Here is a 25,028-nt window from a genome sequence, read left to right as displayed (position 1 = left end):
TCAGAAAGGAGATTCAAGATGACGATAAGTTACCAAAAGTGTGTCAGTGATGACGATTTCGCCAAGGCCAGTTTATTCATGTTATCCCATAAGCGCGACCTGCATGCTTCTTATTCTACGTTAGAAATGGTTACTCTCATCTATTCCTACGTGACTCAGGGCAATCTGATTTGTGCAAAAGATGCCGATAACCGTGTGGTCGGAATCGTAGCCTATTACTACGGAACACCTGAACAGGAATTTCAGGATAAGGATGTTGCCTTAGTAGATATTGCCATTGCAGATAGAGCTTATCGAGGGTCACGCTTATTTATCCAAGGACTGAATTATATGGTAAATCAGATCATGGAGGGACATCCACAGGTCCAGGAGTTCAGGCTTGCCGCCTTGGCCGAGAACGACTATCTCTGTCGGCTGTATGCCAAATTTACAAGATCACGCTTCGAACGCGAAGGCAGTCACGGCAAAGAGGTCGTTTTTTGTGAGAAAATTAACAATCTCAGGGATACCCTAAAGAAATTTACTAGGATATAATGGAAAAAGGTAAAACAAATTACGACAAAAAGGAGGCAATCCGTATGTTTCCAGTACCCCCAACTCTCGACAAAGGTTCTAAAAAAGGCGGCGGCTTCGGTAAAATCGTTAAGGTTAACGATTCACTTCGCGTACAACCACAGTAATGTCCTTCGAATTTCGAGTCTGCGAATTTGAAATGGATCATGAGGCCTATATGAACTTCCTGCTGCGCCATCATGACGAACTCAATTTGCCTTATACTTTCGGCATGAAGCTCAGCTTCATCAGTAGTCCGCTCTTTCTAGGTAAAGCCATGCTCATCATCAGCGAGGAGTCCTACGACATGGTCGGCGCTGTCGGCTTCGGTTACGGCACTGGTCCCRGCGATTACGAGGATCAGCATATTTGTCAGATCGAGGTCGCCTTTATTGAAAAAGAGCTGCGAAGATCATCTTTATTCGTACAAGGACTACGTGCACTGGTACATGCCATTAAAGCAGGCAATCCCGGCGTCCGGCAGGTTCAGTTCTGGACTTCCGCGGCCGAGGAGGGGCAGGATCGGCTTTTCGCCAAATTCCTTGCTCTGCCCGGCTCGACGAAAACCATTGTGAACACCTTAGCCCTCTATACGGTGCCGTTTCATGAACTTGAGGCTTATTGTCACCGTTTGAGATAACTAGAGCAAGACACCAAAGGAGCTAGCCCATTTGTAGGGGTTAGCTCCTTTTTGGTCTCATTGTGATAGAAAATGGTCTCCCTAATTGGATTTCGGGAGCTTGTTGATGAAGGCTTTCAGGCTTTCTTCTCCGTTGATAAACAGCCTTTTGAGCAAGTAAGGGGACTGCTGATTGGTTGTGTAGCCTTGGTCGATCGTAAACGCATACCGAAAGCCGTGATCTTTCAAGACCTTCAACGTTGTTTCGTTATATTCACCATAGGGATAGCAGAATACGTCTGCTTGTGTGCCTAGCTTCTCCTCAATTAACTTTCTAGCTTCTGTGATCTCATAGACTTGTTGTGCTGCAGAAAGCTTAGGCAGATGAGGATGTGTCATACCATGCGGTTGGATGTCCCAACCTGCTTGTTGGAGCTGCTTGACCTGTTCCCAATTCAAATAACCAGCGTCCTCGACCATGCCTGGTGACATGAAGAGCGTAGCAGGGAAATTGTATTTGGCCAGAATCGGCATCGCCTCCTCCACATTATCCACATAGCCGTCATCAAAAGTAAGCAGTACAGGCTTATCTGGCGCTGCATGACCACTTTTCTTTTCTATAAGGTTAATGAATGTTGTGAGAGAAATAGGCGTATACCCATGGTCGTGCAGATATTTCATCTGCGCCTCTAGCTTGGCTGGAGAAATAACGACCACATTTCCTGGATCCATTGTGACGCTATGATAGTTGAGGACAGGAATGCTGACTTTGGATGAAGCTGATGGAGTAACAACCCCATTGGGCATGTAGGTGTCCACGGTAACGGAAGTTGGCTGAGGTGGGGCTGTCAACTCTTGCACGGATGGTGTTGGTGCTGGAATCACGTCACTCTGATCAGATGACGTCGCCGTTGGAATTGTGTCCACTTGAGCTGGGAGTAGCTGCTCAGGTTTGTCCGGTGGGAGGGAAGAAACCTCAGCGGGTACAGGCGTAGACACGGAAGATTGGATGAGTTCTTCGGCTTGTACTTCTATGAGGGTGGGAGCTGTTGAAGAATTAAGACCACTGATGAAAAAGAGGAAAAGAAGCGTAAACAACCCCGCTAGTACCGTGTAAAATAGGAACCTCTTCCTTCGGACGTTCATAGCAAACCACCCATTTCTCGAGGAATCATCTATCACTCTATTTGTAAGCCGTGATTGAGAAAAATATTCCTAGATTTTGAGAATGGGTGGGGAGTTGGAGGAGATTAGTGGCGCAGAGATAGACAAGGTGCGAATCGAGAGGCGTGAAGACAGTTTGAGGAACGGAGAACTCGGAGTTACGGAGAAGCGTGGAACAGGGTAAGGAGCGGAGGACTGCGTACGAACTGAAAAGCGGAACTGAGAAGTGGAGGAACAGAGAAGTACAAATTCTAACGGACACGAGTGACGTAATTTGTCCCAAAGATGGGCTTTTTGGAAACTAACGGACACGATAGCCGTTAAATGGCCCTAACAAGCCGAAAGTTCCCTGATTTCAGTCAAATAAGGTCATCCATGTCCGTTAGCCTAGCTAAGCAATCGAATATAACCTAATAACATCTGCTGTGTCCGTTAGCATCTTACTTGCTGGATACTTGTTGGATACTTGTTGCTACTTGTTGCTACTTGTTGCTACTTGTTGCTACTTGTTGCTACTTGTTGGCTAATGACACTACTGATACTGCTAGGTTGTTACTACTGTTAAGTAAAAAGCAAAAGCACCCAAGCAAATAAAGCAATCACCACTAAGATCGTATCCGTTCTCCGCCACTCCAGCGTGTTCTTCCGGAGAAGCAACGTTGTGCCATCGATTTGTTTCATCTCCATCGCAACCGTCATTTGCTCTGCTTTGTGGAACATTCCTAGTAAAAGTGGAACGACCAATGCAGGAATGTCGCGCACTCGAACACTACCTGGGCGAACAGAGGCTTTGCCTCGTGCTCGCACGATCATCGAGAATTGCTGCCACTCCCGCATAATGAGCGGGATGAAGCGGAAAACAAACGAAACCGCCAAGGAGAAGGATGCCACGGGCAACTTTACTTTGTACAAATATTTCAATGCCCAGTTCAGTCCCTGCACGAGCTGGCTATAGGGGGTCGACATGGCGAGCCAGCAGCCTGCCATCAAGACGACAAATAATCGCGTCAGAATAAAGGTGGTGCTCCAACCATTGTCAACCGAGTAGCCAAGCGGTGAGAATTCGATCCCCGCCAGCGCAACGGAAAAGATCAAGAAAATCGCATACGACGTTGCGATTTTGCGGATTCCGCGCAACACACTGCGCGGGAGGCCGAGAAACGCGCAGCCCACGAGCACCGCGGCCACCGCGAGGCTACTCCACCCCTGCTGCCCCATCGTGCCGATGGTGAGCAGCAGGTAGAGCAGCCACTTCGCGCGCGGGTCCAGCCCCAGCCACCCCGCCTGCGGCGCGGGTGGTTCCGGCGCCGGCCGCTGCGCGGGCCGCGGTGGCTGCGCCACCGCTGGCGCAGAAGCGCTGGCGCTGCCCGCTTCGCGCAGCGCAGCCAAGATCGCCGACGCGGCAAGCGCCGGCGTGAGCAGATCCGGCGCGATGGCGATGCCAACGCGCGCCATCTCCACAGAGGCCTCCGCGCAGCTCGGGAGGCCAACCCCGGCGCGCGCCAGCACCTCGGGCGCGCGGCAGAGCTCTTGCGGCGAGCCGTCGAAGACGAGCTCGCCATGGTCTAGAACGAGGACACGGTCCGCTAGCGGAAAGAACGTGTCCAGATCGTGCGTGGCGACGACGAGTCCGCCACGCGCGCGCAGCATGCGCAGCAGCTCGCGCACGGCGGCCGCCTCGAGGCCGGCAGTTGGCTCGTCCATGAGGAGCCAATCCGGCGCCGTGGCGAAGGTGGTCGCCAGCGCGAGCCGGCGCTGCTCGCCGCCGCTGAGCGCGAAGGGCGAGCGATCCATGGCGAAGACGCCATGCGGATCGAGCGCATGGGTCGCCTCGCGAATGCGGCGATCCCGCTCTTCCTTTTCAAGTTTATACGGCCGAAGCGAATAAGCGAATTCTTGAGCTATGCTGCGTGCGAACAATTGCTGCTCGGGGAATTGAAACGTTAAGCCGAAGCGAAGCAATTGCTTGGGATCGGCTTTCATCGGTTTCAGCCAAATCGGCTGTTCATCGACCGTAATTGTTCCCGTTTGCGGCTTCAGTAGACCTGACATCACTTGCAGTAACGTAGATTTCCCTGACCCTGCGTGACCGATAAGCAAAGTCACGGATCCTTCCTGCAGCGTAAAGCTTATGTTCTGGAGCAGTGTCACCTCAGGTGGATCAGGAACTGTTACCCCTACTTCCTTCAAGGCTATCGGCATGAGATCACCTCCGCCAATTCTTCCATGTTCAGCGGAAGAGGGTCTAGAGTGAGTCCCTGTTCTAGCAGATGCATCGCCGTTTGAATCACAAATGGCGGATCAAAGCCAAGTTCCACACAAGGCGAAGATTTCTCGAATTTCTTTAATTTCTTTAATCTCTCAGATCTCTCGGATTTCTCAGATTTCTCAGATTCCCCCACAGCTTCCCCATAAAAAAACTCACGCGGATCCCCATCAAAGGTAATCCTTCCTGCTCCAAATCCGACAACACGACTCGCATCCGCCACCTCTTCCAACCGATGTGAAATCCATACAATCGTCGTTCCACGTTGATGCGCCTGGCGCACAGCTTCCCGAACTTCTTTGCAAGATGCTGGATCCAGCATGGCCGTCGGTTCGTCCAAAAGCAGAATCTCTGGACTTGCTGCGAGTGCAGCAGCGAGATTTACAAGTTGTTTCTGTCCCCCAGATAAGGTAGCCATTGTACGCTCTGGAGAAAGTGACAAGCCTACAGCAGCTAATACTTCCGTATACCAGCTCCTGCGTTCCTCAGCCATTAATTGTTGCGCTTGTGGCAAGAAATCTAGTTCCTCCCCTATTGTTTCTCCTAGGAATTGAGCTTCTGGCAATTGGAGCACGCCTCTTGTCGCCTGCGTCACATCGACCGTTCTACGCTGAACTTGCCCTTCCGACAACGGATTCAAGCCTAGCAGCACGCTAGCAAGTGTACTTTTCCCGCTCCCATTGGGTCCCACAACAGCGATCCACTCACCTCTATGAATGTCTAGCGAGACGCCCGACCATACACGCCGCCCTTCTCCTGATTCCATTCGATAGACGATCGAAGCGTTCTTTAATGACATTAATTTTTCTCTTGTTGGCATATGTAAAAAAGTTCCTTTCACTTTTCTAGCAGTTGTGCTATCATCTGTATTGTCAACTTGTTAACCAGTAATTTGGTTGACAATACAATAACAATACCAGAAACAGGAGTGATCAACAATATGAAACTTACGTTACGTGGTGTAATTTTCAGCGCATTATTTGCAGCAATTCTCGTGTTATTCAGCTTTATCAAAATTCCTCTTCCTACGTCACCTGTACCCATTACACTTCAAACATTAGCCGTTATGCTCGCTGGAGRGTTACTAGGCGCACGATACGGATTTCTAAGTATGGCCCTTGTCGTTGTTCTTACTGCACTGGGTTTTCCCCTTCTAGCTGGGACTGGCGGTATTGCCAAAGTGCTCGGACCAAGCGGTGGCTTTATCATGATCTGGCCGATATGCGCCCTACTCATTGGTCTTATTTTACCTCGTATTCGTCTGAAAGGCATCAAGGGCTATATTGCTGCATTTCTTGTTCTTGAAGTTTTCGGTTCCCTTTTTGCATATTTAGCTGGCGTACCATGGTTAATGTATAAAGTTCCTGCTTATTCCTTTGCAGATGCAATGGCCGCAGGATGCTATCCTTTCCTCGCTGGAGATGCGATTAAAGCGGTCGTAGCTGCACTCATCATTGCACCTGTTCGCCAAGTCTTCCCGCCACAGCGCCTTACAGGTTCATCTTCACATAGCATCGTGAAGACAGAGAATTCGCAGGATGCGTTGACTCACTAATGCACAAATAAGAGCCATCCTCAAGTAGCTGATCTACTTGAAGATGGCTCTTTCATTTATCTATTAACTTTTACTCTTTTACTTCTTCGTAAACCACTCATTTAAAGCATCAATTGCAGTCTTCCCGCCCTTAGCATCAAACTCCTGTGTAAATTTGTCGAACTCCGACAAATCACGTTTACCCATAATAAATTTCATTGAGTTTTCTTCAACATAATTACGAAGTTCTGTGAATTTGGTATCATACGCTTCAATCGATGGCGCAAAGTTCGTTTCCTCACGGGATTTTTTAAATTTTAGCTGAGGCTCATAATAAGGCAACAAGCTTTTGGCTTTCAGTCTTGCATCAATACCAAAATCCGTATCCCCTAAGCCGTACATCGAACGCCAGCTAATTTTGTCACTTTGTTCTTTCGTCTGCGTATATACCCCATTTGCTTCTGTGTAATCCTCGCCTTTGATACCATAATTTATCAAGATATCCGTTTCCGGCTTGTACAAGAAGTTCAGGTATTGCGCTGCACCCAGCTTATTTTTAGCTTGTTTGGGAATCACAACGTACTGCGTTGAAATCGAAGCATCTTGAATCCCCGATTGACCATTTTTGCCAACTGGAGGTGCAATAAACTGTACAGAGCCGCCATTTTTCTTTTCCTGCAGGGCTTTGTCCACGTCAATGCCTGATGAGAAATACAACGTATTGAACACCGCTGTTCCGTTAATTAACTTATCTTTGCTATCTTTATTAACTGCAAATTCGGGATCCAATAATCCTTCGTCATACCACTTCTTAAGTGTTGTTATGAATTCTTTGTATTCCGGCTGTACCCAGGAGAATTTCAATTTCCCGTCTTTTACGACTGTAGGTGTAGAAACGCCGAAGGCAGCGGAGAAAGGGAAAAATCCATCAAAGAAAGATCCTGCACTTGAAGTCGCCATCGTTAGTGGCGTAATATTTTTCTTCTCTTTAATTGTCTTCATGGTTGAATAGAACTCATCGATCGTTGCTGGCGCATTCAAGTTTAATTCCTTCAAAATATCCGCACGCTCAATAAGACCGTTCCCTACTTTTAAGGCATTTCGATATGGGATCGCATACACTTTCCCTTCATACCTCAAAGCATCTAGCGTCTCTTTACTTGCCATCGTGGACAAATTCGGAATTTGCTTGGCAATTAAATCATCGAGAGGCTCGAGCGCACCTTGTTTAGCCAGTTTAAAGTAGTCGGATTTGCCATTCACCATGATAAGATCAGGCACATCCCCAGAAGCAAAGATAATGGATGTTTTCTGCGATGGATTTTCATTTGGAAGTGACTCATATTGAATATTAAAGCCCGAATTCTCTCTTAATTTATTAATAATCTTATTATTATTCATGGTGTCCGATCCTTTGAATTGCTCCATAACACCGTGGTAAAGTCGGGTAATTCTCAAATCCTTCAGTGCTTTGACCTCTCCCCCGCTCCCACTTGTTGCCGTCGCAGTCTTTTCTGTTCCTGTCTGGCCTGCGTCCTTGCTTGTGCTGCACCCCGCCATGACAAGCATACACATGACTACACTCATACTGATTGCCGCTGTTTTTCTATAAACCATGATCGCGCCTCCCTATTTAATTATACATATATGAAAGTTCGGATAAAGGCATGGATTATCCCTTGACCGCACCTAACATAACACCTTTAACAAAATATTTCTGAATGAAGGGATACACACAGAGGATCGGAAATACCACACAGATGATGGCCGCAGCCGTTGTCGATTCTGGTGTGAGTTCACTTAACACGCCGCCTGTCGTCATGTCTCCCGTCTTGGAGTTGGTCACGATCTGCATCAGGAATACTTGCAGTGGCATCAAACCTCTATCGGTGATATACATCATCGCTTGAAAAAAGCTATTCCAGTAACCGACGGCATAAAACATCGCGATCGTTGCAATGGTTGGTAGCGATAAAGGCAGATAGATCCAAGTAAGAATACGTATGTTGGAAGCCCCATCCATAATCGCCGACTCTTCCAATGCCTCAGGCAGGCTCAAAAAAAAGTTGCGGACCAAGATTAAATTAAACGGTGCCAAGGCAAGTGGCAGCATAATTGACCAGAGCGTGTTCAGTAATCCTAATTGCTTCACAACCAGGTAGGTAGGAATTAGACCACCGCTGAAGAACATCGTGATGACAAAGAATAACATAAACCCTCTTTTATAAGGAAAGTTCTTCCTAGAGAGTGGAAACGCAGCCAATAGGGTGACAGCCATGCTGATTGCCGTTCCAACTATGGTAATAATCAAGGAATTCCAAAATGACATGTAAAACTGTTTATATGAGAGTACATATTCATAAGAAGCCAAGTTGAGGCCTTTCGGCCATAGCCAAATTTCTTTAGCTAGAATAAACGTTTCACCACTGAGCGACTTCGCTACAATATGAATCAAAGGTACAATGGTTGATAATGAGAGCAGCGACAATAGGATGACATTTAGATAATTAAATATGGATTCTCTCCGAATTCTTTTCATGACAAGCCCTCATCTTTCTCTTCCTTAGAAAATTCCTTCTTCCCCCATTTTCCTCGCAAATACGTTGGCCAAAATAAGAAGTACGCAGCCAATGACTGACTTGAATAATCCCGCTGCTGTTGTTAGACCGAATTGCATAGAGCCTAGACCCACTCGAAACACATACGTATCAATGATATCCGCCACATCATAGACAGTTGGGTTATACATAACCAGTACTTGTTCGAAACCTGCATCTAAGATATACCCGATTCGCAGCAAGAGAATGACTATAATGGTTGACTTCAGACCTGGAAGAGAAATATGCCATATTTGTCGAAAACGATTCGCCCCGTCCACGGTAGCCGCTTGATATAGCTCCTCATTAATCCCTATCAGTGCAGCGAGATAAATGATGGCTCCCCAACCTGCTTCTTTCCAAACATCTGAACCCACGAGAATCCAGCGGAAAATTCGTTCATCCGACATGAAAAAGATCGGCCCAAAGCCTAACATTTCGATGATTCTATTGATGATCCCGCTGCTTGGAGACAGCATATCAATGGCGAGGCCGCCAATAATGACCCATGAAACAAAGTGAGGCAGATAAGTGATCGTCTGCACCATTCGTTTGAACTTGACGAATTTGAGCTCATTCAGCAGCAAGGCTAGAATAATGGGAATAGGAAACCCTACGAGCAGTTTCATCAAGGAGATCATAACGGTATTTCTGACTACCCTTGGGAATTCATCAAACGTAAATAATTCACGGAAATATTGAAATCCTACCCAATCGCTCCCCCACACACCTTCCATCAAATTGTAATCTTTGAAGGCAATGATGACGCCATACATCGGCATATATTTGAAGAGGAGGATGAGGATGACCGCAGGCAATACCATGAGATACAAATCCCAATACTTCAGAAGCTTGATTGACCTCCCTTTTGTTACCTTCACTTCCCTGCTTACTGTCAAAGATTTTGTCTTCATCATGTGTGATCTCCTTAGCTATCGTGCTCTTCTCTTGTACTAACTATATCCCGACAGGTACTGAAAATGTAGACTAATCCTTCTACTTTAATGACCACAATTTCTACGTTTTTACACGCAAAAAAAGACACCAACAGTTCGTGTTGAATGTCTTTTTTCATCAAAAAACTTATGACTTGTTCATTTCACTCGGCTTGATTCCCCAATACTTCTGAAAGCTCCGCGAGAAGTAATTCCCATTCTTATACCCGACTCGTTCTGCTACTTCATACACTTTGTTCCCCGTTGCCAGCAGCTCTTTCGCCTTTTCCATTCGTAGTCTCAGTACGCTATCCGAGAAGTTGCTGCCGGTCACCTCCTTAAAGATCCGGCTTGCATAGGCATAATTCATATACATCTTCTCAGCGACAAAATATAAACTTAGCTCTTCCTCATATAAATGGCGATCAACGAAAGCCAAAATTTCACTCACCGTAATATGCGTACCCGATTTTCGACGCTCACTAATCGATCGGCTAATTCGCGCCATCATGCGATGCAGCCATTCCATGAGCTGTTCCTTCGCCAGCAACTGATTAAAGTTCATAAAATCTGTGTAGTCCTCGGCAAGCGTTTCGCGTAAACTCCACCCGTGGGAATTGACAATTCGCGTCAGTAATGCCGTGATGCGAAGAAGCATCTCTTTCGCCTCGGCAATGGGATGGCTCGGCGAGAAACCGATGTCCATTAACGTGTTGATAAGCTCTGCCCGCTTGCTCTCATTGCCCGTTTCCACAGCAATTTCAATGTCCTTCTCCAGATCGTTCATATTCAACCAGACTGACTTCGAAGGCGCATCGTTCCGATAAGGAATGACGGTTTCATTGCCCAGCACGATGCGTTCCTGCAGCGCCATTCTACTCTGCTTATAGGCAATCGGCAGCAAGGCTTGATCTTCCACACAAGTGCCAAGGCCAGCGCTGGCTGTCAGCTTCAAACAGGATTTAACCGTGCTAAGCAGTCTGCCGAGCTGCTGATTCACTTTGAGTTGAAATCCTGATACCTCTACACTTGAAGGGGCAAAGAAGATAATTGCCGTCAACCCGTCATCATCCTGCAGAACGATGCCGTCCATATCCTCCACGACATCCCGGGTAATGTTAAAGAGTGAATACTGAATTAAGGGCCGCTCCCCTGAATGGAAACGGACATCGGTTTCGGCGATCGGATCCATATCAAGCGTGACAGGCAAATAGATGTTGCCTGCTAGGGAGAAGCCGATTTCCTGACTGCGTTTCTCTAATTCCCACGTAGACAAACGCCCGTTCAACCAATTTTTATAAAATGACTGTTTAAGATGCGGCAGATGCTCTTGCCATCGCTGCTTTAGAAGCACTATGTTATGAATATCATTCAATTCCTGTTCACGAAGCTGTTTGGCTCTTAACACCGTTTCCAGTACAACCTCATTCTCCGCCGGCTTTACTAGATATTTAACAACGCCATAATCGATGCTGTCCCGTGCATATTCGAAATGGTCAAAACCCGTTAATATGATAACCTTCACATGTGGATATTCATCCTTCAGTACCTTTGCCAGCTCAAGACCACTCATATCAGGCATATGAATATCTGTAATAACGATATCAATGCAGTCCTTTTCTACAGCCACGACGGCTTCCCTGCCGTTTGCCACAGCTCCGGCAATTTCAATGTCATAGTCTTTCCATGGAATTCCATAGGCAATCCGCTCTCTGACTTGAAATTCATCTTCAGCGACGAGCAGCTTCATGATCTTCTTCCCCCACTCGTATAGGTATGATTAAGGTAACCTTTGTTCCGAGTCCCTCTTCACTTTCAATTCGGACGTCCGCTTCTTCTCCATAATATAACTTCATTCTCGATTTCACATTTTTCATCCCAAAAAATTGACTCGACGGGCTTTCTTGCGGCACTCGGTAAAGCTTACTTGTCAGTATACTGAGCTCCAGTTGGATTTGCTTCAGCAAGGCGTCTGGCATGCCCATGCCTGTATCTTCTACATCGATGAATAAAAGATGTTGATGAACCCTGGAGCGAATTCGCAGTTCGCCTTCAAACGGGCATTTCTCAAGTCCATGAATAATCGCGTTTTCTACAATGGGCTGCAGCAGCAATTTGAGTACAGGGATGTTCACGGAGCCTTTTTCCAAATCAATCTCAACGGAAAAGTGTGCTGTTCGCATCTGTTGAACTCGAATGTAATACAGCAGATGCTGCATCGTTTCCTCTAACGTAAAATGATTCCGTCCCTTTCCCAAGCTAACTCTGAAGAATTTGGCCAAATTCAGGACCATTTCGCTAATTTCTTTCATGTTGAATTTGACAGCAACCGAATAGATGGAATCCAGTGTATTATAAAGAAAATGCGGATTGATCTGCGATTGCAGCAAACTAAACTCAGACTTCGCTAAGCGCAGCTCCTTCTCATAATCCTCCTCGATCATAACTCGCTGAGACTCCGCCATCTGATTAAAACCATTCATCACGAGTCCGAATTCATCTCTTCGATCATGCCTGATTTGATAGGTCAGATCCCCCTTGCCAATGAATTTGAAAGCGCTTGATAATTGGCGCAAAGGCTTTAATATTTGAATGTAAATCAGCCAGGCCGTCCACACGGCAAGAAGCACGCTAAGAAGAATAATAAGATAGGTAAAGAGCTGCAACCGATGCGATTGTTCGAAAATTTCATCCTTTGGCTGCTCTAATTGAATAGACCACGCACCGCTTGTTTCTTTCATTGCGAACATGTCGGAAGCATAGGCTTGCTTAGATGCAGGGTTGGTCTCCAGAATCAGCCTGTTATTATAATATAAAGAAATGTTCATCCGTTCGGTCGTTTGGAGATGTTGAATGATACTCTGAAGCGACGATTTATTTACAGCAAAAACCAAAACATTCGGCTCTGGCGAATCCCTTAAAGCATCGAGCAACCTAATATAGTAGATATTGGAGCCTTTCAAATATACGTTCTGATCCCCGCTGGAATCCGCAGTAGGAATATAAATAACCAAAGAACCAATGCCTCGAACGACTTGCTGGAACCAGCCTTCTTCTTTCACCTGAGGCCATCTGAACGCCCCCAGCGCTGTCGAAACGCCATTGCCGCTAGCCCCATGAACAATATAGGCCTCTTGAATTGCACCGTTAATATTGGCAAGAGAAGTCAGCTGCTGCATGACTGTATGAATATCATATAAATGAGTGGGGTTAAGTGGGTCTTCAATATCTCTAAAAATATTTACGATACTAGGGTTGGAGCTGATCAATAGGGTTTGCTGATCCATCGTATTCGCAATTTGCTCCATATAGGCAAGTGATGTCAGGAGTGCCCCTTTCGTCCGGTCACTAATTTGTACATTCATAATGCCTTGCGAGTAATTATTGGCAAATATACTTACACTGACCAGTGGTATGAGAATAAGCAAAAAAGTTAAGGTAAGCTTGAGCTGTAAGGAAATCGCACCCTGTGTGCTTTTCACGGTCGCACCTTCCTCTCTATGCCTGAGCCTCGGTGTGCAGCTCTCCAACTCCCCGGCGGGCTGCCGTAATATTTGGTGAAAGCATGGGTGAAAGCGTAGGCATCGGAATAGCCGAGCAATAACGAAACTTCGCTGATCATAAAACTAGAGGAAAGCAGCTCGGCTGCTTTTTCCATTCGCAATCGATGCAAATACTGGACAGGTGATACCCCCATTTCCTCCGAAAACATTTTCGAAAAATAAGTGCGGTGTAGAGCTACGTAATCGGCAACATCACGAACCGTAATATTTTCCATATAGTAGGTGTCCATAAACGCAACGCTTTTAGGGATCCAGTTCTCTTTGCCGGTCTGATTTTTTTCGGAAGGATCCGATGGAACCATAAGACCGAAAATCCGGTATAGGATGGAACATAACTCGTTATGCCGTTTCATGTCATATTTGCGGGGAAGGAACAACTGGCGAAGTGTAGCTTCAAGCTCCTTGGACATGACCCCGTACAGGTAAGGTGCGGCCTTGCTAAAGCCTGCAGCAGCAAAGAGTTCCGGCGCTTGCGATCCATCCATGGAGATCCAAATCATCTGTAACGTAGTATCACTCGGAGCTAGCCGATAAYGGATCGTACTGCCCGGTACCATCGCGAACACATCGCCTTTGGACAAAATAATGTGCTCTTTGTTGAAGGTGAACTCTACCTTCCCCTCCATAATAAAGTGCATATTGTAATACTCAAGTATCATGGGCCCTGCTTGATAACTAGGCTTAGCGATATTTCGACCAAGACGGAGCGGCCAGATGCCGCCTTTTCTGGCGAATTCGTCAGGGACGAATAGCTTTGATTCAAAAAATTCCTTAGCGGTTTCCTGCACGCCGATCACCATCCTATCCGTTATCCCTTCTATTGTAGCAAATGCTGAAGATGATTGAATATGGCGCAGAAGCGAAATAAAAACCTCTCTCTTTGGCCGTTGGATCTCGCCTGTTTGAGAGAAGTTTTTGCATTCTTACATATGAACTAAAATCAGATCGTTATCAATCGAAACACCGAATTTCTCCACCGTGACATCATACGTTTTGGTGCGCATCGCCGCATCCGTGATCATGCAGCCTGTCGGAATATCAAACTCCCACTGATGCCAAGGGCAACGCACAATTTCACCCTCGCGATCAAATTGAAAGTCACCTGGACCTCCAGAAGAAACGTAGGCTGTCACCAGGCCTTTGCACAACTCTGCTCCTTGATGAGGACAAATATTGCGCAGAGCATGAAAAACTCCGTTGATATTATAGATACCGACACTACGTCCTTCAACTTCCACAATCTTATGGGTACCAGGCGGAATCTCCCCTACCGTCCCTACGATGTGCTGCGAGCTTCGCTTCATTTCGTCTCCTCCGTTTTGCGTGGAGGCAGGCCATATAGCTTAGCTGCATTCTGATAGTAGATGCTGTCCCATAGCTCAGGTTCCAGTTTAGGCAACGCTTGACTCGGTGAATCATAATCCCAATGCGGATAATCACTGCAAAACATGAGCGTTTCTTTGGCATAAATGCTCTCTAACAAATGATCGAAGATCTCACGGTTCGGTGTCTCCTCAAACGGTTGCGTGGTCACACGGACATGCTCTCGGAAATACTCGCTCGGTTTCTTCCGAACCCAAGGCGTTTGCACCCGCAGTCCTTTCCATTCTTGATCGAGCTTCCACAGGAATGGAGCTAGCCACAAGACGCCGGCTTCCTGCAGGACGACCTTCAACGTAGGGAAGCGCTCGAACACCCCATCGAAGATAAAGCTGGCCAAATGTGCACCCATTACAGCGGGACGCGCACAACGCTGTTCAATGTAGTGCGTCACATACCCAGCCCCCGTATGTGGGCTATTAATGCCTTCACCTTCTAATCCAACGTGGATGGTGAAGGGTAAGTTATGGCGAACACAAGCCCCGTAGATCGGATCGTAATGACGATTTCCATAAGGCAGTGTAGCGCCGCTTGAAACAACCACCTGCACCATGTCGGATCGGCCCCCGACACGGTCAATCTCTTGCGCAGCAAGCTGCGGCGCCTGCTTCGCAATGAAGACAGAACCTCTCAACCTGCTGTCTTGCGAAAGCCAATGCTCAATCGTATATTCATTAATCCCTCTGCAGAGTGCAGCAGCGTAATCATAGTTAGGGGTCGCATGCACGGCATAGCCTTCCCCTGTGAGAATGCCGTATTCGACATTGTAGCGGTCCAGATGCTGCTTTTGCATGAAGGCCAGATCGCTGCCAGCGGAACCGCCGCCTTCCGGATACGCGTCAGCCATTCGGCCGCCTACGCCGCCATTGAAGTGCATGCCGCCCGGCAGCGCTGCCCMGTATTGCTTCATAAGTTCTTGATACGCTCGCGGCAAGTAAGGTTTGATAGACTCCAGTCCCGTTGCTTGATGAATGTCGCAATCGATAATCGATCGTTTCAGCTTCGGACGCGGGTCCGCTGGCAACTTCGTGTCGGTGTTCGTTGGCATATCGTTCGCCCCTCCAAAAGTTCTCATTAGATAACAGGATGCGAGGTCGTATTTACGAAACATCCTTGCTTCTTGACCTTAATGTTACGTTTCCAGCGGCCAAACAACAATGCTGTCGTGTCTTGATCTTTTGCGATTTTGTAAGGTGGCTACATGTGACTAGAGGATGGCTCTCATACTCTCCATCTACTGAAAAATGCAAAAGAGCAACTTTTCTCTATTACATACACGATTTCAGGCGAAATCGATGCAAAAAGGCATCAATTTCTGTATTTTCAGCTCTGTTTTGACCTTTTCGGCCGCAATAGATGCCTTTTTGCATTTATTTAAAGCGTTGAAAGGAATTTCCCTGAAAAGGATGCCTTTTTGCATTTTTGCCAGTTGTGAACCAAACATAAGTAAGGGGTAAGCTTCGCTTACCCCTTGCGCCTTACCACTTACCCCTAAAACATATACGCTTATATGTAAAAAAGACCAGCCCATTAGGCTAGTCTTTCCATTCATGAAAGCTATTTTCTAGCCTCATATTCAGCCGATATGTTCTTAAATACCTTATAGCTGCGATTCGCGCATTCCGAAATCGCGATCGGATGGAACCCTCTCACTTCTGAATATAGCGTATCGTGGAGCGGATCTGCCCAAGAGGCCGGAAGCTTATCAGCCCCGAGCTTCGCCCCCATAATGGATCCAACAGTAGCACCGTTGCAATCCGTATCCCAACCACCTAGAACGGCTGTCGTAATAGCCAGCTCAAAATCATCCTTCGCAAAGATCAGCGACGCAGCAACTAAGGCTGCATTATTGTTCGTATGCACACAATGATAGTGCTTGAACGCTTCCCAGATGCGATCGACAAGATCCAATTGGTCAACTGCACTGCGTGCAATGTCTACTGCTTTGCGAATATCATGAGCCAGCCGGCAGTTGCTTGGAATTTCACTAAGTCCTATTTCCACAATACGTTCATTATCCGTTTCGTTAAAAGCTGCTGCAATCATGGCAGCCACAAACATTTCCCCGTAAATGCCGTTCTTCACATGGGAAAAGGAAGCATCCCGCCAAGCTAATTCAGCTGCCAACTCTGGATTTCCTGCCGCGCCGTAAGCAAAGCCATCAGCTCTGATCTGTGCTCCAATCCACTCCCGATACGGATTTAACCAAGTTCGCACCCAATCACTCTTCTGTGCCCAGTCCTCCGTTTTTTCACCTTGCATATGCGAGGTTACCTGAGCGAAATTCATATATGCTTGCGTCTCTGCTGTACATACCTGCTGATAGCTAAGATACATATGCCACAGTTTGCCAATATCCCAGCTATCAAAATCCAAACCTTTTTCCTCTAGAAGAATCAAGCCTAACACGGTGTAACGGATATCATCGTCGGTTTCCATAAACTGAATACGTTCTTTCAAGCTTTTATGGCACCACTCATTCAAATTCAAACCGTACTCGGCAGACGCCCGCGAACTCCCTGGGGTATAACCGCTAATTGGCCAAGCATCTGCTCCTTTGAACCATAGCTCGATATTTTTCCATCCGTGTCTCCCACCACTGCCGTACATAAAATGACCATTTTCCAGCGGTTTGCCTAATGCGCATCCAATACTCCTGCCAAGCCACGCACCGTGGAATTGGTTGAGCCATTCGGCTTCGGATTTATCAACTGTTAGTTGTCTAGGTCCTTCAGGTCGTAACGCAAGAATGCCAGGTAGATCTGAAGGCTCTGTATATGTAAAATCAGCGCTAATTTCAAGCTCCATCAACTGGTGATAAACCGCCATCAGCCTCGCTTCGTCATCTCCGGCTGCAGCCCACTTGTCTAGAAATCCGCTGACATCGCAGCCCTCTTCTCCCCTTTGTTTGATTTCCGCATGTACAATTCCCTTTAATTTTTCCCAGCCAGCCATCGTAAAACCACCTTTAATATAAGATTTTAAGCTGATTATACGAATTTGGCTTTAGCGAATCTTCTCAATTTCTTTCGCACTTCTCAAAATAATTGCTTCACGCCAAATTGTTTACGATATTCTTGAGGAGATAGTCCGGCATCCAAATTAAAGGCTCGATAGAAGGAGGCCAAGCTCTGAAACCCACTGGAAAAGCTAATGTCTGCGATACTATCGAGGCTCGTGACAAGCTGTTTCTTAGCTTCGCTAATGCGCAGCTGCGTCATATAAGCAATAAAGCTGATGCCAGTATGCTCCTTAAAAAGGCGGCTTGTCCGCGCGGTGCTCCAGCCTAGATGCTCAGCAACATCGGTAAGTTGAAGGGGCTCTTGATACCGTTCTTTCACAAAAAGCATCACTTCTTTGATCTCGCGCTGCGAATTGGACATATTCTTCCATTGCTCATTGCTGAAAGCACTCCTGTAATGGCGAAGTAAGATAACCCCCAACTCTAGCAATTTGCAACGAGTAAGCGTTAGATAACCCTCAGCCTTTGCATCAAGCTCCTCATAAATCTGTTGAATGAGTACCCCGATTTGCCCCGCAAGCGGTGTTCCAGCCCCAATATGGTTCTCAAATCTCTCAGAACGATAGGCAAATGGCAGTAATAATCGTTCATCTTCTTCAAAAAGGAGACTCGGATCGAAATTCAGAAAAATATATTGGCTTGGATCGTGCTGTGCGGATTGAGCAATATGAAGCTCCGTATTATTGACAATAAAGACATCGCCTTTGCGAACTTCGTATCGTTTATTTTCAAAAATAAATTGCCCTCTCCCTCCCCGGCAAAAGCCAATTTCCAAGCTAGAATGGAAATGAAGAGGTTGTGGATACGGTTTTGGACACCAAAGATACGCATTAATTGGAATGAGATTGTCATATTCGATCTTCTGCTTCAATTGGTTTCAGTCCACCTTCGAAATTAAGATAGCTCTATTTTACCATTAGCAAAAATGTTGTGGAAAATAAAAATGCCGCTACTCATTTTTACGAAATTGTAATGTCTCACTCCTCATTTTTATGCGATTGTTATGCTTGAATTAGTAAGATTAGTCCTGTAGACAACAGCGCAACAAACAAATCCAATCCACTTGAGGAGTGTTTCTCGATGAAAAATAAACAAAAAGTTCTTGCCGCTCTCACGATTTCAGCAACTGCCCTAATATCCGCCATTCTTCCTTACCATGCCCTAGCAGCAAATCCTTTCACGGATTCCGCAAGTGTTGCGCAAATCCAAACTGCGATTGAGCAATTAGCTCAGCAGCAGGTACTGTCTGGTTATGAGAACAATACGTTCAAACCTAATCAAGCCGTCACACGCAGTGAGATTGCCAAAATGGTAGCCCTCTCTTTCCACGTAAATACTTCTGTGGATGCAACGACAGCTAGTCCTTTTCAAGATGTGACTTCAAAAGATTGGTACTATAACTACGCCATTTCCCTTCAGTCATTAGGCGCTATGAATAGTGTGTCCGGCCAGCAATTCGCTGGGGCGCAGACGATCACGGCCGAGCAGTTGAGCAGCATCATTGCGACGGTGCTTCAAGTTGACGTTGCAACGATTCGCCAGTTGCCAAGCTACGCATCACTAAGCAGCCAAGTTACACGCGGTCAAGCTGCCTTGCTTCTCGTTGATGCTCAGAAAGTCGCTCCTGTTCGTGTCACGAAACTGGAAGTTTTGAATGCTATTTCCCTACAGGTGACCTTCTCAGCACCGATTCCGACGGCAGAATTAGAGCTAGATCCGGCGTCCAAAAACTTTGTTTTCGACAATGGCCTTGCTATCAATAACGTGCCGCGCCTAAAAACAGGTGCTGTATCCACCTATATCGTTCCAGTTCCAACACAAAAAGCAGGTACAACGTACTCACTGTCTTATAAAGGTCAACCTGCTGTAACATTCACAGCTAGCACAGAGAAAATCCGTTTGGATTCCACGGCTCAGGTTGCCAATGATCTATTCGAAGTTGAATCCCATCTGACTGACGGTGTTGCGGATTATGGTTATGTCATCGCCGCTTACAGCAAGGGTCGTCCTGGTTCCTTTATCGTTGATGCATCGAATCGTTACAACGGCATGACTTACCAGATCCTATCTTCCATGCGTAATCGCCAAGTTCAAATCACCCCTGCGGGCGGTGCAACGATGACAGCTAATTACTTGCCATTCACGCAAGCAACCGATGGTCGCCAAGCGCCGAAGTTCATTTTGCCTAACGGAGAGACCTTCAAACCTGGTGTGACCTATACGGTTTCCGCAGACTGGGCGACCCTAAAGAACCCTACTTTTACGGCAAAAGCATTCGCTCCGCTCCAGCTTCAATCCGCTGCCGCGGTTGATGCGAAGACAATTGCAGTCACACTAACGCAGGATCCGAAGGATGAAATCTTCGTTTCCCGCCGCGTAACCCTAACTGCTGCCGATGGCAAAGTTCTGACTGCTGAATACAGCTTGACGACACGCAAAGGTGCCGTGGGTACGTTCACGCTTCTCAACAATGATCAGTTGGTTCCAGACACAACATACACAGTTGCGCCAGTAGGTGCATGGGCGACAGCAACAGGCGTCACTTTAAACTTGAAAAAGTAAGTGTAACCTCAACAATCGAATGACAAAAAGATAAGGAAGATGACCTGTGATCAGGTTCTCTTCCTTACCTTTGTTTGCTAAACTTATCCACAGGTACTGTGTTTCCTTGGCTTCTTTTACTCTAAATCCAGAGGTGACCTTCTATATGGCATTCATGAATAGTTCTCTATTCGCACGCTTAACACCGCTCACGCTGTTTCTTGTGTTAGTTGGCTGTAGCGGCCAACAGCCGAACGCAGTCAACACCATCAACCCAACGAAGACAGCAACGCCTTCTCCTACTGCTGCTGCAACCCAAACACCGGCGACAAGTTCCTTACCGGCGACTGCGAGCCCTTCACCTCCAGCGGCTGTGGATACAACCCTGATGGTGACGCATTCGAAAAGTGACTACATGTCCTTCCTCGATCCCGCTTCAGGCCGGATGGAGAAACTTGTCGTAGGAACGGCCCCTTTTGCCATCGCAGAAGGGCCGAATCATCGCGCTTATGTGTCGACTGCTGAAGGCGTAGCCGTCATCGATACAAAGCTTCGTTCACGAATTGCGCTTGTCCCTTATCAGGCTAATGTGGGTAAACCACCACGCTTTGGTGAATACCGCTCGGGCGGCATGGGAGTTGCCGTATCGCCAGACGGTAAATTCATATATGTCGGTGTGTATCTCGATGGAGGTAAGAGCCAACTTGAGATCTTAGATTCGGAAAAGCTTGCAATGACAGGCCGAGTCGCTGTTGGCGTACGACCTTTTGACGTTGTAACCAGCCTTGACGGTCGCGAAGTCTACAGTATCGATCACGACGGCTACACCGTGACGGCTGTTGATCCTTCCAACCTCAAAGCTCGCACGTTAGAAGCTGCTCCTTTCGGTAAAGGGGGCTTCGAGAAGCCGCACTATGCCGCAGTTCGAGCTGACGGCCGCTTACTTCTGCCTTACCAAGGCCGCGGCCTTGTGGTGCTGGATCCGAAGAGCGGCAGCTACACAACCGAGCCCTTGACGGGGAACACACACCAAGAAGGTGTCACGCTTACCCCGGACGGCAAGCAGCTGCTGGTCGTTGGCATCGGTTCGGCAGGCAGTGCTACGGGCAAGCCCAATTTGACTGTGCTCGACGCCAATACCTATAAGGAAAAGATAATCCCGTTAACTCGCATGCACCAAATGGTCGCCAGCAGCGCCGATGGGCGCTATGCCTATCTCACAGGGGGCGTCACTTATGCCGATACGGGCTGGAATGGAATGACGGTGGTCGACCTGGCAGCAGGCACGACACGTGAATTCGAGCTGCCTGATTACCCGCTTGATGTGCAGCTGTTGACGAATAACTAGTCTTAGCCGATCCTTAGAGTTCCTAGGTTTGGAGACAGTCTTGATTCACAAATCTGATTAACTGGATAATATACATCTATTAAGGTGAAATTTCTTAGAATAATCGATTTAACTGGAAAATATGTAGTTAATATTGCCTCTTTGGTGCATATCGGCTAAAGTGGTCGAAATTAACTACAGTTTTTCCATCTAATCTGCGTTTGTACGGAAAACCTCAATATTTAACTGTATAAAATCCATTTATTTACCTGGAAGACAGTGGTTACTCTACTCGCGACCAGCATTTCACACATCATCATGCCCTAATTCTTCGCCAACTTTATAAAAGTATCTCGGTAGGTATTGAATTGCTCAAGAGCCGCTTTCTTCCTGTATCGCCGGAAATCAATCCCCCTTCGCCATATAACCAACACCAGGGTAGGTCACAATCACTTCCTGCCCTTCGGTGTGGGCCTTCAGCTTCTGCCGAATGCGCGCGATGGTAACGCGCAAATACTCAACCTCATCGCGATACTCACTTCCCCAAATCTCGCTCAACAACTGCTCATGCGTCATGACTTTGCCTTCATACTGCAAGAGTAGAACGAACAAATTATATTCCGTCTCGGTGAATTTCACGTCCGTTCCACCTAGTCGGATGCGTCGCTGAGCTAGATTGACGTTCACAGGTCCAACGGTCAATTCACTCACCGTAGATGGTGAAGGCATACGTCCATCCAAGCGACGGAGCACCGCATTGACTCTGGCGAACAGCTCGTCCAGCGAAAACGGCTTGGTCAAATAATCATCCGCCCCGAGATTCAACCCCTGCACTTTATCTGCACCATTGCTTCTTGCTGTTAGCATAATAACAGGCACACTCGAATAAGCGCGCAGTCTGCGCAATACTTCGAAGCCATCCATCCCCGGCATCATTAGATCCAGCAATATCAAATCTGGATCGACGGCTTCCATCTTCTCCAGCGCCTCGGCCCCGCTCTGACAGGCCACCGTTTCGAAACCTAAGGATTTCAAATTCGCCGCGATGAACCGAATGATTTTGGGCTCATCGTCGACGATCATGATTTTCTTTGCGCTCATGCTAGCTCATCTCCCCCATTAAACCGTGGAATCATCAAAGTGAATCGGCTTCCCTCACCCAGTTGGCTTTCAACCTGAATGGCTCCGCCATGGGCTTCCATAATTCCTTTGCAAATCGCCAACCCAAGCCCCGTGCCCCCGGTTTGACGACTGGACGATACGTCCACGCGATAGAAGCGATCGAATAATTTCTCCAAATGTTCCTCTGCGATACCGATCCCATTATCCTGTACGTGAACGTAGACATACTCTTCATCTGCATGTGTGGTCACCTGAATGATCGGTTCCCGCTCGTTATAGCGAACTGCATTGATGAACAAGTTCAAGAAAACCTGTTCCATCCGGAGCTTATCTGCAAAAACTAGAGGCGTATCCGAAGATAACGCAACCTCCAATTGAAGTCGTGCAGCGCTGATATCTTCAGGCAGTCTATGTCTAGCACTTTCGATTACGGCGGCTAGCCTCAACGGTTGCGGATGTATCCCCATCGCACCTGATTCGATTTTGGATATATCCAGCCACTCATCGATAAGATCTTGGATTCGGCCTATATCCTCGTGAATGCCTTCCAGCAGCTCCAGCTTAAAGTCCTCATCCCAGTGGGCATCCCTGCGCAGCAATGTTTCCACACCGCCGCGGATACTCGTAATCGGAGTTTTGAATTCATGCGACGCTAGTGAGATGAGATCGTTCTTCAGCGCATCGATTTCATGCTCCTTCGTTCTGTCACGCCACACGTAGCCGCGGCCAAATACCCGCCCCTCCCGCGCAACCTGAAACGCGGATACCATCATAAAGCGTGGCTTGCCTTGCTCTGTTTTCACCGTTAAGGCGCTCTGAACTCTCGGCTCTGCTGTCAACTTACATAATTGGAGCTCGTCCTGATCTTCAGGCAATAGCTCAGCAATCCGCTCAAATAAATCAGCTTCTGGCATATGGGACAATTCACCCATTGGAATCGCGAAACTTTCCGCCATCTGATGATTGGCATACAGCACGTTATGCTGCACATCAATTAGGACAATCGCATCTGACATGCTTTCCAAAACAGCATTCAGCGTCGCATGCTCGTCCTGCAATCGTTGTGTGCGCTCTTCTACGCGATGCTCAAGCTCGCTATTCAGCTGCAGCAAGGCGCGTTGGTTTTCCTTGATCTGCGCGGCCATGCGGAAGAAATGCTCGGCAAGCTGATGCAGCTCTGCGGGTGCTCCTCGCGGTACAACCTTCTGGTCTGGCTGAGCGAATGATCCTCCAGCTAATCGCTGTGTATAGCCGACTAAGGCGTGGATCGTGCCGTTCAATCTTTTGGCCAACAGACTGCCTAGCAGTAAGGTTAAAATGAGCGTAAACACTAACAACAGCAACGTGATCCGTAAAGATTCCGTGAATGCTGCATTGACGGCTGCGGTCGACCTGCTTACCCATACAATGAGATTCAAGTCTGGAATAAGCTTGTATGTAATAAGTTCTTTATGCGATGAGGCGCTTAATGTGTAGGTGCCTTCGCCTTGTTTGTGCACTTTGGCATCGGCGACGACGGGCTCCTTGGATAAATCCGCCATGGATTCCGTTAACGCTGCATTCGGATGATAAATCGGCTTGCCGGCATGATCCAGCACAACAGGATACGCCTCTGTCCCATAATCGTATTTGGTAACGAGCGTCTTAATTGGCCCTAGTTCAAGTACAGCTAATACGAAGCCATCCACCTGCTTGCTGCCCTTGTAAATCGGTACGGCAATCGCTATAGCTGGTTGGTTCAAGCTCTCAGGGCCTTTGAATAACGAAGATATAATCGCTTTCTGTCCAGCCTTCACACGTGCCGTATAGTCTCGATCGTTAACATCAACACCAATCAGATCCGTCGACATCCGGTGTGTTGCTTTGATCGTACCTTTATCATCGACCACATAGATGCCTGTGAATCCCTCCAGATTCTCTTGCAGCGATTGCAGCTTCAACGTCAGACTCTCCCGAGTTCGAAAAGCCGCATCCGATGCCGAGATCGTAGCCGCCAAGGTTTCAACGGCATTGCGATGATAGGACATATAAGCTTCCACCGCATCTCCAAGGCGATACGTCGTCTGCCGCTGGTTTTGGTTCGTTTCCTGTGTAATATGCTTAATTTGCGAAACCTGAAAGCCGCCTAGAATCAGGATCGGAATCAAGGCCATCAGGGCAAATGTAATCGTTAAATGTGACCTCATGGAATAATGCTTCAATTGGAAATACCCCGCTCTCCGGTTCAAGCTTTTGTTTGCTTTCCAACTTATTTTACCACTGACAAATTTGTAATGAAAATGAAATCTAACTTTCATGTTGTTTTAATGTAACTTGCCTATAATAAAGACCAACCCCCCTTTAAAATATATATACTTAGACCCACAGCCCGTTGCTGTGGGTCATTTTTTTTGGCATACTAGGTAG

General features: G+C 47.2%; 21 protein-coding genes. 5 read left to right on the top strand and 16 right to left on the bottom strand.

What is annotated here, in order from left to right; genetic code table 11:
* Positions 1–18 precede the first annotated feature (18 nt).
* Complete coding sequence (locus tag AC1DLM_RS06115; protein ID WP_441989395.1) at positions 19–534, top strand: hypothetical protein; 516 nt, start codon at positions 19–21, stop codon at positions 532–534.
* 196 nt (positions 535–730) lie between these two features.
* The gene (locus tag AC1DLM_RS06110; protein WP_477569430.1) at positions 731–1,192 is read left to right on the top strand and encodes a hypothetical protein; all 462 of its coding nucleotides are present in this window, start codon (positions 731–733) and stop codon (positions 1,190–1,192) included.
* A gap of 81 nt (positions 1,193–1,273) precedes the next feature.
* Here the strand turns inward: AC1DLM_RS06110 and AC1DLM_RS06105 are convergent, their stop codons facing one another.
* The 3 genes from AC1DLM_RS06105 to AC1DLM_RS06095 all read right to left on the bottom strand — a co-directional run bounded on the left by AC1DLM_RS06105 (position 1,274) and on the right by AC1DLM_RS06095 (position 5,400).
* A complete protein-coding gene (locus AC1DLM_RS06105) occupies positions 1,274–2,317 on the bottom strand; it encodes a polysaccharide deacetylase family protein (RefSeq protein ID WP_441989393.1) in 1,044 nt (347 codons plus the stop codon).
* Between the two features lie 579 nt (positions 2,318–2,896).
* Positions 2,897–4,537 carry an ATP-binding cassette domain-containing protein gene (locus AC1DLM_RS06100; RefSeq protein ID WP_477569429.1) on the bottom strand — a complete coding sequence of 547 codons (1,641 nt, stop codon included), beginning with the start codon at positions 4,535–4,537 and terminating at the stop codon, positions 2,897–2,899.
* A complete protein-coding gene (locus AC1DLM_RS06095; RefSeq protein WP_477569428.1) occupies positions 4,528–5,400 on the bottom strand; it encodes an energy-coupling factor ABC transporter ATP-binding protein in 873 nt (290 codons plus the stop codon). The genes AC1DLM_RS06100 and AC1DLM_RS06095 overlap by 10 nt, the downstream gene beginning before the upstream one ends.
* Before the next feature lie 141 nt (positions 5,401–5,541).
* Between AC1DLM_RS06095 and AC1DLM_RS06090 the strand changes: the two genes are divergently transcribed.
* On the top strand, positions 5,542–6,156 hold the full coding sequence (locus tag AC1DLM_RS06090; protein ID WP_477569427.1) for a biotin transporter BioY: 615 nt from the start codon (positions 5,542–5,544) through the stop codon (positions 6,154–6,156).
* A gap of 78 nt (positions 6,157–6,234) precedes the next feature.
* On the opposite strand, the gene AC1DLM_RS06085 is transcribed toward AC1DLM_RS06090, so the two are convergent.
* From AC1DLM_RS06085 to AC1DLM_RS06035, 11 genes are all read right to left on the bottom strand, one after another.
* Entirely contained in the window at positions 6,235–7,752 is a 1,518-nt protein-coding gene (locus AC1DLM_RS06085; protein ID WP_477569426.1) for an extracellular solute-binding protein, read from the bottom strand.
* Between the two features lie 55 nt (positions 7,753–7,807).
* Positions 7,808–8,674 carry a carbohydrate ABC transporter permease gene (locus AC1DLM_RS06080; protein WP_477569425.1) on the bottom strand — a complete coding sequence of 289 codons (867 nt, stop codon included), beginning with the start codon at positions 8,672–8,674 and terminating at the stop codon, positions 7,808–7,810.
* Between the two features lie 24 nt (positions 8,675–8,698).
* Positions 8,699–9,649, bottom strand: coding sequence for an ABC transporter permease (locus AC1DLM_RS06075; RefSeq protein WP_477569424.1), 951 nt, complete (start codon positions 9,647–9,649; stop codon positions 8,699–8,701).
* Positions 9,650–9,815: 166 nt separating this feature from the next.
* Positions 9,816–11,417 carry a response regulator gene (locus tag AC1DLM_RS06070; RefSeq protein ID WP_477569423.1) on the bottom strand — a complete coding sequence of 534 codons (1,602 nt, stop codon included), beginning with the start codon at positions 11,415–11,417 and terminating at the stop codon, positions 9,816–9,818.
* Positions 11,398–13,149 carry a sensor histidine kinase gene (locus AC1DLM_RS06065; RefSeq protein ID WP_477569422.1) on the bottom strand — a complete coding sequence of 584 codons (1,752 nt, stop codon included), beginning with the start codon at positions 13,147–13,149 and terminating at the stop codon, positions 11,398–11,400. Before AC1DLM_RS06065 ends, AC1DLM_RS06070 begins: the two co-directional genes overlap by 20 nt.
* Entirely contained in the window at positions 13,146–14,030 is an 885-nt protein-coding gene (locus AC1DLM_RS06060) for an AraC family transcriptional regulator (protein WP_477569421.1), read from the bottom strand. The genes AC1DLM_RS06065 and AC1DLM_RS06060 overlap by 4 nt, the downstream gene beginning before the upstream one ends.
* 123 nt (positions 14,031–14,153) lie before the next feature.
* Complete coding sequence (locus AC1DLM_RS06055) at positions 14,154–14,534, bottom strand: Rieske (2Fe-2S) protein (RefSeq protein ID WP_477569420.1); 381 nt, start codon at positions 14,532–14,534, stop codon at positions 14,154–14,156.
* Positions 14,531–15,658 carry an amidohydrolase family protein gene (locus AC1DLM_RS06050; protein WP_477569419.1) on the bottom strand — a complete coding sequence of 376 codons (1,128 nt, stop codon included), beginning with the start codon at positions 15,656–15,658 and terminating at the stop codon, positions 14,531–14,533. Before AC1DLM_RS06050 ends, AC1DLM_RS06055 begins: the two co-directional genes overlap by 4 nt.
* A 234-nt stretch (positions 15,659–15,892) precedes the next feature.
* Positions 15,893–16,162, bottom strand: a complete 270-nt coding sequence (locus tag AC1DLM_RS06045; RefSeq protein WP_477569418.1) for a hypothetical protein — start codon at positions 16,160–16,162, stop codon at positions 15,893–15,895.
* A gap of 5 nt (positions 16,163–16,167) precedes the next feature.
* Positions 16,168–17,565 carry an ADP-ribosylglycohydrolase family protein gene (locus tag AC1DLM_RS06040; RefSeq protein WP_477569417.1) on the bottom strand — a complete coding sequence of 466 codons (1,398 nt, stop codon included), beginning with the start codon at positions 17,563–17,565 and terminating at the stop codon, positions 16,168–16,170.
* 83 nt (positions 17,566–17,648) lie between these two features.
* Entirely contained in the window at positions 17,649–18,503 is an 855-nt protein-coding gene (locus AC1DLM_RS06035) for a helix-turn-helix domain-containing protein (protein WP_441989388.1), read from the bottom strand.
* 209 nt (positions 18,504–18,712) lie between these two features.
* On the opposite strand from AC1DLM_RS06035, the gene AC1DLM_RS06030 reads away from it, so the two are divergent.
* Both AC1DLM_RS06030 and AC1DLM_RS06025 read left to right on the top strand, forming a co-directional pair.
* A complete protein-coding gene (locus AC1DLM_RS06030) occupies positions 18,713–20,194 on the top strand; it encodes an S-layer homology domain-containing protein (protein ID WP_441989387.1) in 1,482 nt (493 codons plus the stop codon).
* A 145-nt stretch (positions 20,195–20,339) separates the two neighbouring features.
* Entirely contained in the window at positions 20,340–21,521 is a 1,182-nt protein-coding gene (locus AC1DLM_RS06025) for a YncE family protein (protein ID WP_441989386.1), read from the top strand.
* 384 nt (positions 21,522–21,905) lie between these two features.
* Here the strand turns inward: AC1DLM_RS06025 and AC1DLM_RS06020 are convergent, their stop codons facing one another.
* Together AC1DLM_RS06020 and AC1DLM_RS06015 are read right to left on the bottom strand one after the other, a co-directional pair.
* Complete coding sequence (locus AC1DLM_RS06020; RefSeq protein ID WP_441989385.1) at positions 21,906–22,601, bottom strand: response regulator transcription factor; 696 nt, start codon at positions 22,599–22,601, stop codon at positions 21,906–21,908.
* Positions 22,598–24,808, bottom strand: coding sequence for a sensor histidine kinase (locus AC1DLM_RS06015; protein WP_441989384.1), 2,211 nt, complete (start codon positions 24,806–24,808; stop codon positions 22,598–22,600). Before AC1DLM_RS06015 ends, AC1DLM_RS06020 begins: the two co-directional genes overlap by 4 nt.
* Positions 24,809–25,028: the final 220 nt, after the last annotated feature.

The organism is Paenibacillus sp. 01T442, from assembly GCF_056398345.1.
Note: the sequence above shows the minus strand (reverse complement) of the source record. Positions and strands in the feature narration are given on the sequence as shown.

Coding starts and splice junctions, on each gene's coding strand:
- AC1DLM_RS06115 (WP_441989395.1), top strand. CDS start 19: ATGACGATAAGTTACCAAAAGTGTGTCAGTGATGACGATTTCGCCAAG.
- AC1DLM_RS06105 (WP_441989393.1), bottom strand. CDS start 2,317: ATGAACGTCCGAAGGAAGAGGTTCCTATTTTACACGGTACTAGCGGGG.
- AC1DLM_RS06100 (WP_477569429.1), bottom strand. CDS start 4,537: ATGCCGATAGCCTTGAAGGAAGTAGGGGTAACAGTTCCTGATCCACCT.
- AC1DLM_RS06095 (WP_477569428.1), bottom strand. CDS start 5,400: ATGTCATTAAAGAACGCTTCGATCGTCTATCGAATGGAATCAGGAGAA.
- AC1DLM_RS06085 (WP_477569426.1), bottom strand. CDS start 7,752: ATGGTTTATAGAAAAACAGCGGCAATCAGTATGAGTGTAGTCATGTGT.
- AC1DLM_RS06080 (WP_477569425.1), bottom strand. CDS start 8,674: ATGAAAAGAATTCGGAGAGAATCCATATTTAATTATCTAAATGTCATC.
- AC1DLM_RS06075 (WP_477569424.1), bottom strand. CDS start 9,649: ATGATGAAGACAAAATCTTTGACAGTAAGCAGGGAAGTGAAGGTAACA.
- AC1DLM_RS06070 (WP_477569423.1), bottom strand. CDS start 11,417: ATGAAGCTGCTCGTCGCTGAAGATGAATTTCAAGTCAGAGAGCGGATT.
- AC1DLM_RS06055 (WP_477569420.1), bottom strand. CDS start 14,534: ATGAAGCGAAGCTCGCAGCACATCGTAGGGACGGTAGGGGAGATTCCG.
- AC1DLM_RS06045 (WP_477569418.1), bottom strand. CDS start 16,162: ATGAATGGAAAGACTAGCCTAATGGGCTGGTCTTTTTTACATATAAGC.
- AC1DLM_RS06040 (WP_477569417.1), bottom strand. CDS start 17,565: ATGGCTGGCTGGGAAAAATTAAAGGGAATTGTACATGCGGAAATCAAA.
- AC1DLM_RS06030 (WP_441989387.1), top strand. CDS start 18,713: ATGAAAAATAAACAAAAAGTTCTTGCCGCTCTCACGATTTCAGCAACT.
- AC1DLM_RS06025 (WP_441989386.1), top strand. CDS start 20,340: ATGGCATTCATGAATAGTTCTCTATTCGCACGCTTAACACCGCTCACG.
- AC1DLM_RS06020 (WP_441989385.1), bottom strand. CDS start 22,601: ATGAGCGCAAAGAAAATCATGATCGTCGACGATGAGCCCAAAATCATT.
- AC1DLM_RS06015 (WP_441989384.1), bottom strand. CDS start 24,808: ATGAGGTCACATTTAACGATTACATTTGCCCTGATGGCCTTGATTCCG.